9 protein-coding genes and 1 pseudogene are annotated in these 16,234 nt (G+C 63.2%); 3 read left to right on the top strand and 7 right to left on the bottom strand.

Annotated elements, in window-relative coordinates; genetic code table 11:
- Positions 1-58: 58 nt before the first annotated feature.
- Complete coding sequence (locus RBA40_RS23810) at positions 59-2,488, bottom strand: response regulator (protein ID WP_306650507.1); 2,430 nt, start codon at positions 2,486-2,488, stop codon at positions 59-61.
- A gap of 169 nt (positions 2,489-2,657) precedes the next feature.
- On the opposite strand from RBA40_RS23810, the gene RBA40_RS23805 reads away from it, so the two are divergent.
- Together RBA40_RS23805 and RBA40_RS23800 are read left to right on the top strand one after the other, a co-directional pair.
- On the top strand, positions 2,658-5,555 hold the full coding sequence (locus RBA40_RS23805; protein WP_306650505.1) for a bifunctional diguanylate cyclase/phosphodiesterase: 2,898 nt from the start codon (positions 2,658-2,660) through the stop codon (positions 5,553-5,555).
- A gap of 380 nt (positions 5,556-5,935) precedes the next feature.
- Positions 5,936-8,524 (top strand): eCIS core domain-containing protein, encoded by a 2,589-nt coding sequence (locus RBA40_RS23800; RefSeq protein WP_306650504.1) that lies wholly within the window; start codon positions 5,936-5,938, stop codon positions 8,522-8,524.
- A gap of 93 nt (positions 8,525-8,617) precedes the next feature.
- Here the strand turns inward: RBA40_RS23800 and RBA40_RS23795 are convergent, their stop codons facing one another.
- Positions 8,618-9,826, bottom strand: coding sequence for a hypothetical protein (locus RBA40_RS23795; RefSeq protein ID WP_306650502.1), 1,209 nt, complete (start codon positions 9,824-9,826; stop codon positions 8,618-8,620).
- A 57-nt stretch (positions 9,827-9,883) separates the two neighbouring features.
- Positions 9,884-12,136, bottom strand: coding sequence for a hybrid sensor histidine kinase/response regulator (locus RBA40_RS23790; RefSeq protein ID WP_306650500.1), 2,253 nt, complete (start codon positions 12,134-12,136; stop codon positions 9,884-9,886).
- A 228-nt stretch (positions 12,137-12,364) separates the two neighbouring features.
- Here RBA40_RS23790 and RBA40_RS23785 point away from each other — a divergent pair, with 228 nt between their 5' ends.
- The gene (locus RBA40_RS23785; protein ID WP_306650498.1) at positions 12,365-12,832 is read left to right on the top strand and encodes a hypothetical protein; all 468 of its coding nucleotides are present in this window, start codon (positions 12,365-12,367) and stop codon (positions 12,830-12,832) included.
- A 388-nt stretch (positions 12,833-13,220) separates the two neighbouring features.
- On the opposite strand, the gene RBA40_RS23780 is transcribed toward RBA40_RS23785, so the two are convergent.
- The 4 genes and pseudogenes from RBA40_RS23780 to tnpA all read right to left on the bottom strand — a co-directional run bounded on the left by RBA40_RS23780 (position 13,221) and on the right by tnpA (position 15,470).
- Positions 13,221-13,286 carry a hypothetical protein gene (locus RBA40_RS23780; protein ID WP_306650571.1) on the bottom strand — a complete coding sequence of 22 codons (66 nt, stop codon included), beginning with the start codon at positions 13,284-13,286 and terminating at the stop codon, positions 13,221-13,223.
- Positions 13,287-13,328: 42 nt separating this feature from the next.
- Positions 13,329-14,560: pseudogene (gene tnpC / locus RBA40_RS23775) on the bottom strand (IS66 family transposase); the annotation flags it as partial.
- A 203-nt stretch (positions 14,561-14,763) separates the two neighbouring features.
- A complete protein-coding gene (tnpB, locus tag RBA40_RS23770) occupies positions 14,764-15,111 on the bottom strand; it encodes an IS66 family insertion sequence element accessory protein TnpB (protein WP_306650497.1) in 348 nt (115 codons plus the stop codon).
- Positions 15,108-15,470 carry an IS66-like element accessory protein TnpA gene (gene tnpA / locus RBA40_RS23765; RefSeq protein ID WP_306650569.1) on the bottom strand — a complete coding sequence of 121 codons (363 nt, stop codon included), beginning with the start codon at positions 15,468-15,470 and terminating at the stop codon, positions 15,108-15,110. Before tnpA ends, tnpB begins: the two co-directional genes overlap by 4 nt.
- Between the last annotated feature and the right edge of the window lie 764 nt (positions 15,471-16,234).

Genomic DNA, 16,234 nt, shown 5'->3' with positions numbered 1-16,234 from the left:
GGTAATCCTTTCGTCGACGTCGTAGCGCGGGCATGAAGCTCCTTTGGCATGCGAATTGTCAAATTGGTACGGGCGCTGCGGCCGTGGCCGCGGCCAGCACGCTGTTGAGCGCGGCGATATCGACCGGCTTGGTCAGATGGCGGTCGAAGCCGGCCTGCTGCGACATGATGACATCGGCGCGCGCCCCCCAGCCGGTCAGCGCCACCAGCAGCATGCCGTCCAGCGCCGGCGTGGCGCGGATCGCGCGCGCCAGCTGGTGCCCGCTCATGCCGGGCAGGCCGATGTCGAGGAAGGCCAGGTGCGGCTTGCAGCGCGACGCCAGCACCAGGCCCTGTTCGCCGTCGGCGGCCACGTCGGTGCTGTGGCCGAGCGCCTGCAGCAGGGCCGCCAGGCTGTTGCCGGCATCGACGTTATCGTCCACCACCAGCACGCGCAGGGCGGCCGGCGCGGCGCCGGCGCACGGCACGGGGGCCGGCGGCAGCACGCCGCTGCGCAGCGGCAGGCGCACCGTGAAGGTGCTGCCCAGGTCGCGACCGTCGCTGGCGGCGCTGACGCTGCCGCCATGCAATTCCACCAGGCGGCGCACCAGCGACAGGCCGATGCCCAATCCGCCCTGCGAACGGTCGAGATTGCGCCCGACCTGGGTGAACATGTCGAACAGGGTACCCATGTCTTCCTGCGAAATGCCGACGCCGCTGTCGTGCACCGACAGCATGGCGTCGTCGCAGTCGCGCACGGCGCGCAGCACGATGCGCCCGCCGGCCGGCGTGTATTTGGCGGCGTTGTTGAGCAGGTTGCTCAGCACCTGCACGATGCGGGTGACGTCCACGTCCAGCGGCAAGGCTTCGTCGGCCACCTCGACGCTCAAGGTGTGGCCGCCCGCGTTCAGGGCCGCCATGCTCGTTTCGATCGCCATCGCCACCAGGGTGGCGACGTCGCTGGCCTCGCGTTTGAGCTCGATCTTGCCGCGCGTAATGCGCGCCACGTCCAGCAGATCGTTGACCAGATGAATCAGATGGCCCAGCTGGCGGTCCATCATCTCGTGCACCTTGCTCATGCTCTGGGGCGGGGCCGACGACATGCGGATCAGGTCCAGGCCGGTGCGGATCGGCGCCAGCGGATTGCGCAGCTCGTGCGCCAGGGTGGCCAGGAACTCGGACTTGCGCCGGTCGGCCTCGGCCAGATCGGCCGCCACCAGGCGCAGGTCGTTTTCGGCCTGTTTCTGGGCCGTGATGTCGCGCGTGATCGAGGCCAGGGCGATATTGTGGCCCTCGTCGTCGCACACGGCGAAACCCTTGTAGTACACCGGCAGGGTGGCGTCGCTTTCAAAGTTGCGCATGCGCAACTCGCCTTCCCAGCGCCCTTCCGGGCCGCGCACGGCCGGCAGCACCACCTGTTCGACGAAGGCGCGGCACTCGGGAGCGAAAAAGTCGCTGAGGCCGTACTCGCCGACCGAGGCGTCGGGCGCCAGGCCGGCCAGGCGGCGCCCGGCCGGGTTGACGTAGCTGGTGCGCGCGTCGGAACCGGCAATGCCGATGAAGTCGGACGACTGCGCCGCCACCGCCGCCAGGCGCCGCATGCCCTCCTCGGCGCGCTGGGAGCGCTGGCGCGACTCGCCCAGCTGCTGTTCGGATGCTTCGAGCTGCTCGGCGGCCAGGCGTTCGGCGGTGGCGTCGCGGAAGATCTTGGCGTAGCCGCGCAGGCGTTCGGACTCGTCGCGCAGCGGCACCATCACGCCGTCGGCGAAAAAGCGCGTGCCGTCGCGCCGCACGTGCCAGCGCTTGTCGTCGGCGCGGCCGGTGTCGCGCGCCAGGCGCATTTCCTGTTCCGGCACGCCGGCGGCCCGGTCTTCGGGCGTGAAAATGACGGCGCTCGGCTCGCCGCACGCCTTGGCCGCGAACCAGCCCGTGATGGTTTCGGCGCCGCCCTCCCATTCGGTGACGATGCCATCGGTATCGGTACCGATGAACGCATAATCGCGGGTGTTATCGAGGATCATGCGGATGCGCTGGTCACGCGTGCGCAACGCTTCCAGATGGGTGGCCTGGGCATGCAGGGCGATTTCGGCGGTCTTGCGGTACAGGTCGATAAACACAGCCACCTTTGCGCGCAGGATCACCGGACTGACCGGCTTGGTCAGGTAATCGACCGCGCCCAGCGCGTAGGCCTGTTCGACATGGCTGGGATCGTCGCCGGCGGCGGTCAGGAAGATGATCGGCAGGGTGCGCGCGCGCGGATGGTTGCGGATGAGCGCGGCAGCCTCGAACCCGCTCATGGTCGGCATGTGCACATCCATGAGCACCACCGCAAACTCGCGGCTGAGGAGTTCACGCAGGGCCAGCTCGCCCGATGTCACGCTCACCAGCACCTCGTCGAGGTCGGCCAGCACGGCCTCGAGCACGGTCAGGTTGGCGGGCTGGTCGTCCACCAGCAGGATGTTGATTTTGCCCTTCGGCTTGCTCTCTGGCGGGCTGTTCTGGTCGATCATGGGGTGTCCGATGTGCCTCGTGGCGGTCGCCCAGGGTCAAGCTGGCAATGTAGGCCGACGATGAATAAAAGTCAATTGTGTAGCAAATAAAAAATTCTAAAACCCCGGGAACTTGCGGCAGCCCCATCCATCTAAGCTTTTTTGCACCTTCGCAAGGTGGGGGTATCGCATGTCCGAACGATTCTTGGCATCCGCATTGCCGCAGCACGAAGCTGCCGAGCTCTACCGCCTGATGGTGGTCGGGATCCGCGACGTGGCGGTGTTCCTGATGAATCCGCAGGGATATATTACCGTATGGAACCGCGGTGCCCAGGATATGAAGGGTTACACGGCCGACGATGCCATCGGCAGCCATCTGTCGCTCTTGTATACAGAGCAGGACCGCGAACGCGGCTGGCCCCAGCATAACCTGGCCAAGGCGGCCGAGCTGGGGTTCTATAGCGAGGAAACCTGGCGCAAGCGCAAGGACGGCAGCCTGTTCTGGGCCCACATCGCCCTCACCGCGCTGCGCGGCGACAATGGGCAACTGCTGGGCTTCTCCAAAATCACCATGGACCTGACCCACCACAGGCTGCTCGAACAGTGCGAAAAGGAAAAACAGGAGATCGACCTGATCCTGCGCGCAGCCCAGGCCGGCACCTGGAAGTGGAATGTCGACAGCGGCCAGGTCGAGGTATCGCGCCACCTGCTCGAACTGCTCGGCTACGAGGGCGAAGCGCACGAGCTCGATTTCGATGCCTGCCTGGAGTTCGTGCACCCGGACGAGCGTGCCCGTTTTCGCGCGCTGCTGGAAAACACCCAGCGCGATCCCTGCACCGCTCCCATCGAAACCGAGGTGCGCTTCCTGCGCCATGATGGCGCATCCCAGTGGTTCTTTCTGCGTGCCAACTGGCACCGCGGCATCGAAAACGGCCCGATGCAGTTTCTCGGCGCCTGCGTGGGCATCGACAACCGCAAGCTGGCCGAAGAGGAAAAAGAGGGCCTGCTGTCGCAACTGCGCCAGGAGCGCTCGCGCTTCGCCGACATCCTGGAGCAAATGCCTTCGGGCATCATGCTGGCTGACGTCCCCTCCGGCCAGCTGACCTACCAGAACCGGGCCGCCGCCACCATGATGGGGCGCGATTTTTCCGGCATCAACAGTTTCCACGACTATGACAGCTATGCGTTTGTCGACGCCAGCGGGGTCCGCATCCGGGCCGAAGACCTGCCGTTGACGCGCGCCGTCACCGGCCAGGACAGCCCGCGCATGCAGGACCTGGTGTACGAGCGCGACGATGGCGAGCGCCTGCACCTGGACGTCACCACCGCCGCGATCGTCGACAGCGACGGCGTGGCGCGGGTGGCCATCGCCGTGCTGCATGACGTCAGCAAGCTCAAACGCACGGAACTGGCCGCCGCCGCCGAGAAGGAACGCGCCCTGGTCACCCTGGCCGCGATCACCGACGGCGTGATCACCGCCGACCGCAGCGGCGTCATCATGTCGGTCAACCCCGCCGCCGAGCGCATGATCGGCATCACGGAACCGGCCGCGCGCGGCTTGCGCTTTCGCGACGTGCTGCAGATCGAGGAAGTCGCCGCCAGCGACGCCACCTTTGCCGCGATCGAGCGCTGCCTGGGCGAACACCGGACCACCGACACCTTGCCGCACGCTACCCTGATCAGCCGGGAAGGCCAGCGTTTCGCGGTCGAGAATGCCGTGGCGCCGGTGATCCTCGATGACGGCGAGCTGATCGGCACGGTCCTGATCATCCATGACGTCACCGAATCGAAGCGCCTGCTGCGCCGGCTCGGCTTCGAGGCCAGCCACGATGCGCTCACCGGCCTGGTCAACCGGCGCGAGTTCGAGCTGCGCCTCGAGCGCGCCATCGAACGCGCGCAACACCCGGGCGGGGCCAGCGCCGCCCTGCTCTACATGGACCTGGACCAGTTCAAGGTGGTCAACGATACCTGCGGGCACCAGGCCGGGGACGACCTGCTCAAGCGCCTGGCCACCACTTACAGCGAGCACGTGCGCGAACGCGACACGCTGGCGCGCATCGGCGGCGACGAATTCGCCCTCATCGTCGAGCATTGCGACGTCGATGAAGCGATGGCGGTGGCACAAAAGATCCTCGACGCCACCCGCACCTTCCGCTACGTCTGCAAGGGCCGCGTGTTCCAGCTCGGCGTCTCGATCGGCCTGACCCCGATCGACGCCAGCACCATCAATGTCGAGGAAGCCATGCGGCGCGCCGACCACGCCTGCTACCTCGCCAAGGACCGCGGGCGCAACCGCATCTACGTGCACTACAAGGGCGACCTCGACTTTGCCCAGCGGCGCAGCGACATGCACTGGGTCACGCGCCTGACGCACGCCTTCCAGAACGACCAGCTGCAGCTGTACTACCAGCCGATCCTCCCGCTCGACGATGGCGACGCCCCGCGCCACTATGAAATCCTGCTGCGCATGCGCAATGGCCGCAACGGGCCGATCGGGCCGGCCGTGTTCCTGCCGGCCGCCGAGCGCTACGACGTGATCGTCAAGATCGACCGCTGGGTGCTGACGCGCACCATGGAATGGCTTTCCAGCAATCCGGAGCATATGGAGGCGCTGGAAACGTGCAGCATCAACCTGTCGCGCCGGTCCCTGGGCGACCCCAGTTTTCACAAGTTCGCGGCGGACCTGATCGACGCTTCCGACGTGCCGGCCGAAAAACTGTGTTTCGAGATCACGGAAAATGGTGCAATTGCCGATATGCAAAAGACGATTGCCTTCATCGAAGCCTTCGCGGCGCGCGGCTGCCGCTTTTCGCTGGACGATTTCGGCACCGGCATGACCTCGTTTTCTTACCTGAAACAGCTGCCGGTGAACTACATCAAGATCGATGGTTCGTTCATCCAGATGATGTCGTCCAGCCAGGTCGATTTTGAAATGGTGCGCTTTACTAACGATATCAGCCACATGATGGGGCGCAAGACGATTGCCGAGTACGTGACCGATTCGTCCATCCTGGCCAGCCTGAAGGCGATCGGTGTCGATTTTGCGCAGGGGTACTGGGTCGGCAAGCCGCGTCCGCTCACCCCCTGAGCTGGCGCGCTGCGTTGCGGCCGCGATCGGTATATCGTCGGCGCCCGGTGCAACACTGCTGACCGCGAACCGTCGCCCCGCCTCGCCTTGGCGCCCCGCCTTGGCGGCACCCCGGTGCCAAGTGACGCTCCCGTGCAAGCCGGGCGGATGGAGTTGATCTCGGCTGGCCATTTTTTGTTTATTCTCGTTGAGAATTTTTTACGACAGTGGCATTGCGCGGTAACAATTTCTGGACAGGGGGCGAGGCAAGAGGTAGTCTTTTATGCCACGTAGCCGTTTTTCTATCGCTTCATTCCAGCTGCAAAATTCGCGCTACGCACCCGCTGCGGGCATTGATTGACGGCCCTGCGAGTCATCAGTGCAACATCACGAGGGGAGCTATGGCCGTTTTCGCGCGCAGTCACGCTGCAAGGCAACAGGATGCTACCGCTGCCAAGGTTCCATCCTCGGCAAGCTCGGGCGCATTGGTCGATCAGCGCCCTGCTGCGGTAGCGAAACGGCAGCTTGCGGATCTCATTTCGCAAAGCCCGAGGATGGCGGCGCAGCTTGCGCAACAGGCAATGATCCATGGTGGAACCGCACAGCGGCTGGAAAAAGCGGCACCCCCACGCGGCGCAACAGGATCGACGGCTTTTGTGCAGAGCGCGGCCCCACCGGTACCCAACCGCACCGGCTTGCCAGACCAGCTCAAGACTGGCATCGAAACGCTGTCGGGCATGAGGATGGATGGGGTGCGCGTGCACTACAACTCCGGAAAAGCGGCCCAACTCAACGCGCACGCCTATGCCCAGGGAACGGACATTCACATCGCCCCGGGCCAGGAACGGCATCTGCCCCATGAAGCCTGGCATGTGGTGCAGCAGGCGCAGGGACGGGTAAAGCCGACGATGCAGATGCACGGCGGTGTGCTCGTCAACGACGACAAGGCCCACGAACACGAGGCCGACATGATGGGCGCGAAGGCGGCGCAGTTGCACTGCGCGGGTGCGGACGCCGGACAACGCAATGTCCAGTCGGGAGCGGCCATCACGGGATCGACCAGCGCGGTGGTGCAGCGCTTCAGTGACGACGAGTCGGATGAAGAGGATGAAGAGCCGTCGAACCGGTCGAACAAGGACGAGTCGTCCGACGAGCAATCCATGGACGTAGAGCCGCACGGTGAGTTGTCGGAAGATGAATCCGTGGAAGAACCGTCGTATGGTGAGTCGTCGGATGAGCAATCCATGGAAGAACAGTCAAACGATGAGTCCTTGGCTGCGGAAACATACACCGTGCGCTCGGACCAGAAAGCCAGGCGCGTCTATACCACGGTAGGCAAGACCAAGCGGCGGCGAACGGGCACGCTGGCAGACATCAGCAAGGAGGGCGATAACGATTATTCGTACGCGCAAATGTCGAAGGCCTTGCATGCTGCGCTTAAACGACATGATGGCAAACAAGACGCAATCGACGGGGCGGTGCGCTCCGGCACCGAGATACCATTGCGCGATGGGCAGGTCCCGCTCGACCCCGGGCTTGACCAGGACCTGCAACTGATCCCGTTTCACATGTCGATGTTTCAGAATTTCCATACACCGCCCAACTTGGTGAGCAAAAAGCGGCTGAAGGAAAATGCGTGGCGCCAGAAAGAACTGGACAACACGAAGAAGTGGATGGCGTTGCCGAAAGGCGCAGGCTTGACGCGCATGTTACCCCAGCTGCCGGAAGGAGCTGACTCGATGAAGAGGCTGCGTCATATCTATCCCGGCCCGGTTGACATCGGCTTTCCTCCGGATGAGAAAAAAACCTTGTTCACCTACCCGCAAAACAAGGCGATTTTTTTACTTAACAAAAAGATGCTCCTCGATGCTCACCTTGCGGAGCAAGAAGAAGAAGAAGAAGAAGAAGAAGAAGAGGGCACTGCTGAAGCGAAGCGTGGAACCAAGCGTACGCGGTCGGGCCGGCGTATCCTGACCGACTCGTTCATGAAGACGATCGCCGAGCAGGAAGGCAGTACGGTAACGGACACGGATCGATATCTGCGCAAGGCGCTTCGCATGAAGCGCAGCGACGACGAATCGCTCGACGAAGCGTCGTCGTCCGACAGCGACGATGATACTGGGTTGATACATAGCGAACAGGACAGCTTGAGCACTCGGGAGCGCAAGCGTAAGACTTTCCTGAACACGCTTGGCCTGGAAATAAAAATACTGAACCGCAAAATATTGATGGACCTGGAACGGTTGCATGAGGCAAAGGAGAACGACGATGCCGGCGAACTGAAGGCTGCACGGCGCGCCTTGCGCAAGCATGAAAGATTGTTGGGAATGCTGGAGGGGCGTCATGGTTTGCTGAGGAAACACCTTCGTGGCCCATTCCGGAAAACAGCCAAGGACTTCGACACTTTCAACAAAAAGAAGAAATTGCTCGCCAGTGTCGAGCCGAAGCGGGAACTGGCGAAGACCCGGGTCCGGCGCTACGACGAAGCTTTGCATGACTTCGAGGAGTCGCCTCATGGAAAAGCCATGCCATTAGACGGTCTCGGCAAGAAAAAGTTTGAGAATCTGGTGACGAACAAAAATCTTCCAACTGGAAAGAAGCAGAAAACCGTTGAGGGGCTGGCGCAGCACTATGGAGGTTCGCTGCAATATGGCGATTCCGACGGGAACAACTGTTTGATCTTCGCGATCGCGAACGCGGTGGGCAGGAAGATAACAAGAGCACAGGCGGCACTGATACGGGACTCCCTGGTACAGGCCAACCTCGCCGGTGTCGACAGCGAGGGATATCTGCCGGCGACCACGCGCGTGGTCGACATCATCACGCAGCATGTGCTCGGGCAGTTATATCCGGACGGCGGCGCGCCCGCCGTCACGGTGCACATCGACACTGTCTTGCCGGGCATCGCGCCGGTTGTCGTCGGCAACGGCGGCGCCGACGTGTATGTGATTCACAACGGGAATCACTATTGGTGGGTCAAGCGCGGCTGACGACGTGACGGCCAGATGATACTGGCGGCGCCGGGCGTGCCCCTCGGAGGCTGCGCTACCGCTTCTTGTTCTTCGACGGGCTGTTGCGCCCCCCTAGCCTGCGTAAGCGACGGCGCCCTGCGGCTGGCCATCGTCGCCGAAGCGCTGCGCCACCCGGATGGCGGTCATGCCGAGCGAACCGAGGGCGTCGCACAGGTCGTCCACCTCGCCCTGCAGGTCGGCGGCCACGTCGAGCGGCTTTTCTAGCGAGGCCAGCAGCACGCCCGCAGGGTCGCTCAAATTGACCCGCATCACCATTTCATCTTCCACCGCCGCCGGCCCGACCACCGCGCGCACCTCGCCCGCGGGAACCGCGCCCGCTTCCAGCGCCGCGTTGACGTCGGTGATCATCTGCAGCATCGCCAGTTCCGCCACGCCCTGCTCCTTGGCGCCGTAGAACAGATCCTGGTACAAAAAGTGCAGCTCGAGCGCCGACGGATCGGCCGCCAGGCAGCGCTTGACCAGCGGCGCGGCTTGCACCGTCCAGGCGCGGTAGCGTTCCATGCGCGCCTCGAACCAGGCATCGGCCGCCGCTTCGTCGGCCGGGGTGGCGTAAAACGGGTCGTCGGCGCGCTTCATCGCGAACCCCAGCAGGAAGCGCAGCTCGACCGCCTTGTCGGCCGGGCCGAAATGGGTTTGCGCCCAGCCGGTCATGCTGCGTTCGAGCGCGGGGCGCGCCACCAGTTTCTTTTCGGTCATCGAGCCGGCCGCGTCGCGCACCATGTCGTTCAGATGGCTGTAGGTGATGGCATCGACTTCGTCAAGGTCGTAGGCGTGGCTGATCATCACCACCGTCGCTTGCGGGCTTTCCAGCCCGCCCTGCTTGAAACTCTCGACCAGCTGCTCGAAGGCGTCGCCGTCGGCAAAGCCTTCCGCTTCCTTCAGGCCGCCCGTGCTGTGCACGAATACCGGCAGCGCAAAGGCGTTGATTTCCATTTCCGGACCATTTTCGCGGCGCAGGGTGACGCTGCCGGCCGCTTCTTCGGTGCGCTCGCGCAGCAGCTGGTAAGCGCCGGCATCGGTGTAGCGCGTGCGTTCGATGGCGCCGTACAGCACCTCGTCATTCTTCTTGCGCAAGGCGTTGCGCAGCAGGCGCCCAAAATCCACATCCTTCAGGCGCAGCGCCTCGGCGTCGCCATCGTCATCGTGTTCCTGTTCAGCCAGCGCGAGCGCGAGATCGGCCAGTTGCTGGGCCAGCACATCGTCATCCTCCTGCGCCGGGACGTGGGATTTGCGGGGAACGGGGCGCTTGTTTTTGGGCATGGGAGGATGGATGGATGACTAAAGAGCCGACATGGTAACAAATTGCCCGGGCGGCGGCTAACTGCGAACGCTGGCGGCGCGGCGCGCCCCCGCCTTGCGCGGCCGGCTCAGCAGTTCCAGCACGTGCTGCGGATCGGCCGGCTTGGCCAGATGATGGTCGAAACCGGCTTCACGCGCCTGTTCGCGGTCCTGCGGCTGGCCGTAGCCGGTCAGTGCGATGAACAGCGCGTCGCGGAACTGCGCCATGGCGCGCAACTGGCGCGCCAGCTCGTAGCCGGTGATGTCGGGCAGGCCGATGTCGAGGATGAATACGTCCGGCGCTTCCGACGCGGCCCAGGCCAATGCCGCGCTGGCATCGTAATAGGTGCACACATTGTGCCCGCCGGCCGCTTCGAGGAACAGCGACAGGCTGATGGCGCCGTCGACATTGTCGTCCACGATCATCACGCGCAGCGTCGGCCCGCGCGCGTCGCCGCGCCGGCGCCGCGGCGGCGGCAGCGGCACGCTTTCCCTGGGCTCGCACGGCAGGGTGACGGTAAAGCTGCTGCCCAGCCCCGGCCCCGGGCTCGACGCCGTGATGCTGCCGCCATGCAGCTGGACCAGGCTTTGCACCAGCGCCAGGCCGAGACCGAGGCCGCCCTGGGCACGGTCCGGCTTGCGCTCGCCCTGGGAAAACAGGTCGAACACGCGCGGCACCAGTTCCGGCGCCAGTCCTTCGCCGGTGTCGCTGACCGTCACCACGACGAGGCCGTCATCGACCTTGGCATCGATGCCGATGCGGCCGTTGGGCGGCGTGTACTTGGCCGCATTGTTGAGCAGGTTGGCGAAGATCTGGGTCAGGCGCGTCCTGTCGCCGCGCATGCGGATCGGGGTCGGCGGCAGGGCCAGCTCGACCCGGTGATGCGCCGACTCGACCAGGCTGTGGGTCTGTTCCAGCGCGCGGTCGAGGACGGCGTCGAGCTCGATCTCTTCCATGTTCAGTGTGACCAGCCCGCGCGTGACGCGCGAGACGTCCAGCATGTCGCCCAGCAAGCTGTTGATGTGCTCGACCTGGCGTGAAATGACGTCGCTGGCGTAGCGCACCCGCTTGGCATCGTCCGGTTGCAGGCGCAGCAGCTGGGCGGCGGTGCTGATCGGGGCCAGCGGATTGCGCAGTTCGTGTCCGAGCATGGCCAGGAACTGGTCCTTGGCACTGTTTTGCTGCTCGGCCATCTGGCGCGCTGTCTTTTCGGCATCGAGCAGGGCCTGGCGCTCGATCTCGGCGTTGCGCCGGTAAGCCTGGGCTTGCAGCATTTGCTCGCCGGCCGCATGCAGGGCGTCGTGCAGCTCGTTCATTTCGTCCACGCGCGAACGCACCCGGCCCGGCGCCCGGCCCGCACCCAGGTCGGTGGCGGCCTTGACCGCGCGCGCGATCGAGCGTACATGCTGGCGCCCGAAATACGCGGCCAGCGCCGCCGCGCACAGCATCGCCGCCAGCAAGCCCATGCCGGCCACGAATGCAGCGTGGCGCGCCGAGCGCTCGATCAGCTCCACCGGCGCGGCCACGGCCAGGGTCCAGCCGGACAGGGTCGAATGGGTGAACACGTCGTACGCTTCGGTGCCTTCCACCGTGTTGTGGCGAATCTGCCCGCTGTGCGCCTTGCGCGCCGCCGCGACCAGTTCGGGACGGGCTGGCTTGCCGATCAGGCCTTCCGGGTTGTGGTTGCGCGCGATGAAGCGCCCCTGACTGTCGATGATGCCGACCAGCCAGCCGGGCGGTATATCGACGCTGGCGATCAGGCGCGTGAAATGGTCGGTGGAAAACGCCACCGAGAGCACATAGCGCTTGCCCTCGTCGATCGGCACCGGCACGCTGACCGTGGTCACCAGGCCCTTGACCACGGGGCCGGGCATGACGTCCGACACATAGGTTTTCTGGGTCGCGATCACGTGTTTCACCAGCGCCGGAGTGGTGTTCGAGGGCAAGGCGCTGCCGTAGGGAAGGATGGTATTGATCAATTGCTGGCCATGCTCGTCGAGCAGCACGGTCCAGCCGGTACTGCCGCGGTTGGCGCGGCGGGCCTGCGCATAAAAGCCATTGAGGTCGCCTTGCGCCAGCGAGGGCGAGCCGCCCAGCACGCGCAGGCCCGCTTCGGCACTGTAGAGCTCGCGGTCGACCAGCAAGGCGATGCTGTTCGAGGTTTCCTTGAGCCCGCGCAGCGCGGCTTCGCGCTCGGCGTTTTGCAGCATGCCGAGGGCCAGCCCGGCGAACACCACCACCGGCACCAGGATGCCGGCGGCCATCAGGAACAAATAGGTCCGGATACGCATGCGAATTGCCGCCTGTCATAAGTGCGGATGCTGAGCCCGCTTATGTGGAACATTGTACTTTCCTCATACGCGCCGTGGCCCGATGCGCCCAACCGTGCGCACTAATTTGCGCAGGAATAATTATTTCCAAGCCGAAAGTTCAATGTAAAAACAACAGCGTGTGGTAACGAACAGATAGGGAACGACGAACTGCGCAAAATGGACTCATTCGCAAACAGGAGCACGACCATGATTCACCCTACCCTTACCCGCAGCATTTTCTTCGCCGGCCTGATGCTCTCATCGACCGTGTTTGCCGATCCGGCGATCGCGATCGTCAAGTGCATCGACCATGACGGCAAGGTCACGCTGACCGACGCCCATTGTCCGCAACAGGCCCAGGCCGTGGCGGTGGTGGTGGCGAGCGGTACCGAGCCGGCCAGTGCCGAGCCTCAGGCCGAGGTCGAGGAAGAGCGCCAGACGATCGTCAGCGGCGAGTCGACGGCGGCCGCGACCGTGACGGCACTTGTGGTCGAACGCTACACCGCCTCGCAGGCGGCGCTGCCGCGGCGCGAGCTGCCGGTGGTGCGCAAGCCCGGCGCCGGCGGCGGACTGGCACGCGACATCGCCACGCTCAAGGCGGCCCGCCATAGCCTGATGTTGCAGGACAGCGCCGCGCAGTCGGCCCGCTCGCAGCGTATCGCCGGCTTGCAGTAAAAGCCGGCGCGCCCGGGACGGTGGGATCGACATGCGCAATTGCCTGATGGGCGCCTGCTGATCGGAGGCGCAGCACAGCCTTCCGTTTTCCGAACATCAAACAACTGTCGTGCGGTGGCGACCCATCCTTTTCCGGGAGAGGCGCATCGTAGACGATGACCCCTCCTTGCAGCGCAACCAGGCGGCGTGCGCTTGCGATGGTTTCTGGCCGGTGCGCCACGATGATTCTAGTCATGTTGAGTTCCGAGATTGCAGTGCTGACCTCACGTTCCAGTAGTAAGCGTCCTGCCAGCGCCGTATTGAGCTGGACTTCGTTATGCGAGATGATGGCTTCACACCGCTGGGAAGCGGAGTGTAATTAGGCAGGTGCCAACTGCCCGGCGCAATGTCAGGGCAGAAACTCGTCAACGCGGTTGACGGGAGGATCGGCGATGTGGACGAGCACATGGCGCAACCAGGCTTCGGGGTCGACACCGTTCAGCTTGGCCGTCCCGATCAGCGAGTAAATAGCCGCAGCGCGCTCGCCGCCGGTGTCGGCGCCGGCAATCAGGTAGTTGCGTCGACCAATCGCAACGCCGCGTAGGGCGCGCTCTGCGGCTGAGTTGTCGATGTCGATGGCGCCGTCGCTGCAGTAGCGCGCCAGGGCAGGCCATAGATTGAGCGAGTATAGAATCGCCGCCGAAGTGTCGGATTTGCGTGAGAGCTTGTCGAGCGTAGCTCGCAACCATCGTTCCACGTCGTCGATCAGCGGTTTCGCTTTGACTTCGCGGACCTGCTGTCGTTCGTGAGGTGGCTTTCCGCGAATCTCGGCTTCAATCAAATACAGTTCGCCGATGCGTCTTAGTGCTTCTGCCGTTAACGGAGACGGCCTGGCCTCATGCAAGTCGTAGAATTTGCGTCGCGCGTGCGCCCAGCAAGCGGCTTCCTGAATCGTGCCGTCGTCGTAGAGCGGGTTAAAGCCTGCATAAGCATCGGCTTGCAACACGCCATTGAAGTTGGCCAAGTGCGTTTGTGGACGTATAGGCGAACCAGACTGCAGCCGGTGTCGCGTCGCCGCTCGGTCGGTCATCGCGCACATATGTCCACAGGCGCGCAGTCTTCGTTTCCCATTGCCTGGAGCGAGCACCGGGATCGGTGTGTCGTCGGCATGCAGCTTCGGTCCGGCCAGTACATGGCGTCGGATCGCGTCGACCAACGGTCGTAGTAAGCGCTGGCCGCACCGACCCAGCTCGCCAGCAACGCGCGATCCAGATCAACACCGTCAAGCGCGTAAATGACTGACTGGCGGTAAAGCGGCAAGTGGTCTGCGAACTTCGCTACCAGGACATGCGCCAGCAGGCCAGGTCCGGCGATCCCGCGTTCGATTGGCCGGCTTGGCGCCGGCGCCGGCACGATAGTGTCGCAGCAACTGCACGCCATCTTGGGTCGGACATGTCGGATCACCCGGAAGCTTGCTGGCACATACTCAAGCTGTTCGGCCACGTCTTCACCCAGCGGCCGCAGCCCGCCGCCGCAGGAGGGGCAGGCTTCTGCTGCTGGCCGATAGACTCTCTCGTCGCGTGGTAAATGGTCAGGAAAGGGCTTGCGCACCGATTTTTTGCGTGGGGCGCGGTCGGCCTCCGGCATTTCCCGTGCTGCTTCGCCCTCGTCGGCCTGCAAGTCTTCCAGCTGCAGTTCGAGCTGTTCGACCTGGTGATCGAGCTTCTCGGACTTGCGGCCGAACTGCATGCGCCGCAGCTTGGCAATCCACAATTTGAGATGCTCGATCTCGGCGACGCGCGTGTTCAACTGCGCTTCCAGTCCCGCAACCTGATCGTCACGCTCCTGCACCCGGCGTTCGCTTGCAAGCAACAGAGCCTTGAGGGCTTCGATGTCGTTGGGGAGGTCGGCGGCGTTCAGCATTGGTCAAGTTTACGCGCAGGCTGCTTCGTTTACAAGCCTGACGTTGGTTTCCATGTCCGCTCTGGCCGACGCCAGTCGATTCCCTCCAGCAGCATCGATAGTTGTGCCTGGGTCAAGGCCACGCTGCCGCTACTTGCCTGCGGCCAGACGAAGCGGCCCCGTTCCAAGCGCGTGGCCAGCAGGCAAAGGCCATCGCCTGTCCACCACAACACCTTGATCATGTCGCCGCGCCGGCCGCGGAACACAAAAACATGGCCGCTGAATGGATCCTCAGTCAACGCAGTCTCCACCCTGGCAGCCAAACCATTCATCCCAGCGCGCATGTCCGTGATGCCGGCCGCCAGCCAGATCCTGGTTCCGGCGGGAAGGCCGATCATGCGCGCAGGTTCTGGAGAACCATGCGCAGCAGTGCGGCGTTGGTATCTGCACTGACGCGCACGGTGGCATCCCCGATGACGATCTCAATCGGGCACCCGCGCAATACGGCGGTGGGCAGTGATGTCTGGGACGATTCGGGCTGCACAACGACCGGCAACAGGTTCGCCGAGGCCGGCACTGTCATTGCGCCTTGGCTGGCCCGCAGCTCACGACGCCATTTGAACACCATGTTGGCGTTGATGTCGTGGGCTTGCGCTAGCTTCGACACCGATACGCCAGGCTCACAGGCAGCTTGCGCAAGCCGCTGCTTAAATTCAGTTGGATAGTTTGGGCCTCCCCTCCGACCGCCCGACTCCACTTTAGTGTCCACAGTAGTTCCCACCAAAAAGTAACGGGAACTGCTTTGCCAGTCGGGATCGGTTATGAATAGACGGCGCTGCGCGGACGCTTACCCATATGATCCCATTAGCCATATCTTGTGGGATCAGTTCAAGAAGTCGATCAAGTTCTCATGGCCGACAACTGGCACTACAAGCTCGAAATTGTGCTACACACTGTTGGGGACGCGGACCACCCCGAGTCGCAACATCAGCCATACACGAATCTCGTTCTGAGGCACAGCCTGCCAAACACTGTGTCTGCGACGATGGGGGCATGGGCTCCTGAGGAGTAGTTTGTTGTGCGCATAAATTCGGGGTGCTCAAAATGGAAAAGGCCCAATTTCCGTACTGTCTTGCTTCTTGTTCCATACTGATATTTGCATAACTGTTGGCTATTGCTTCAGCAAGGTATAAATTGATAAATGATTCTTTTCCAATATTTCTATATTGTCGAACATGAACTAATTCGTGAATCATTGTTTTAAGGGCGCTTTGTTCAGCAACATTCAATGCCTCTCCTGTACCTTTACTCCAATTCCTCAAAATCGGAAATTCAGGGTCCTCTATGATCACTAGATCATCTAGTGTAATGGCGTTAAATCCGGGTCGTAAGTAAAGGTCGGCTGTTGGGTTTGTCTTGCTAATAATTACGGCGCGATTCACATCGATGGGATAAAAGTACGTATCTTGCGGGACTGTACTTTTCGATGCAACGCAAGCAACCCATTCTTTTAATTTTTCA

The organism is Massilia pseudoviolaceinigra (genome assembly GCF_030846505.1).
Lineage (GTDB): Bacteria > Pseudomonadota > Gammaproteobacteria > Burkholderiales > Burkholderiaceae_D > Telluria_A > Telluria_A violaceinigra.
The sequence above is the reverse complement of the archived record's forward strand: the minus strand, read 5'-3'. Positions and strand labels throughout refer to the sequence as shown.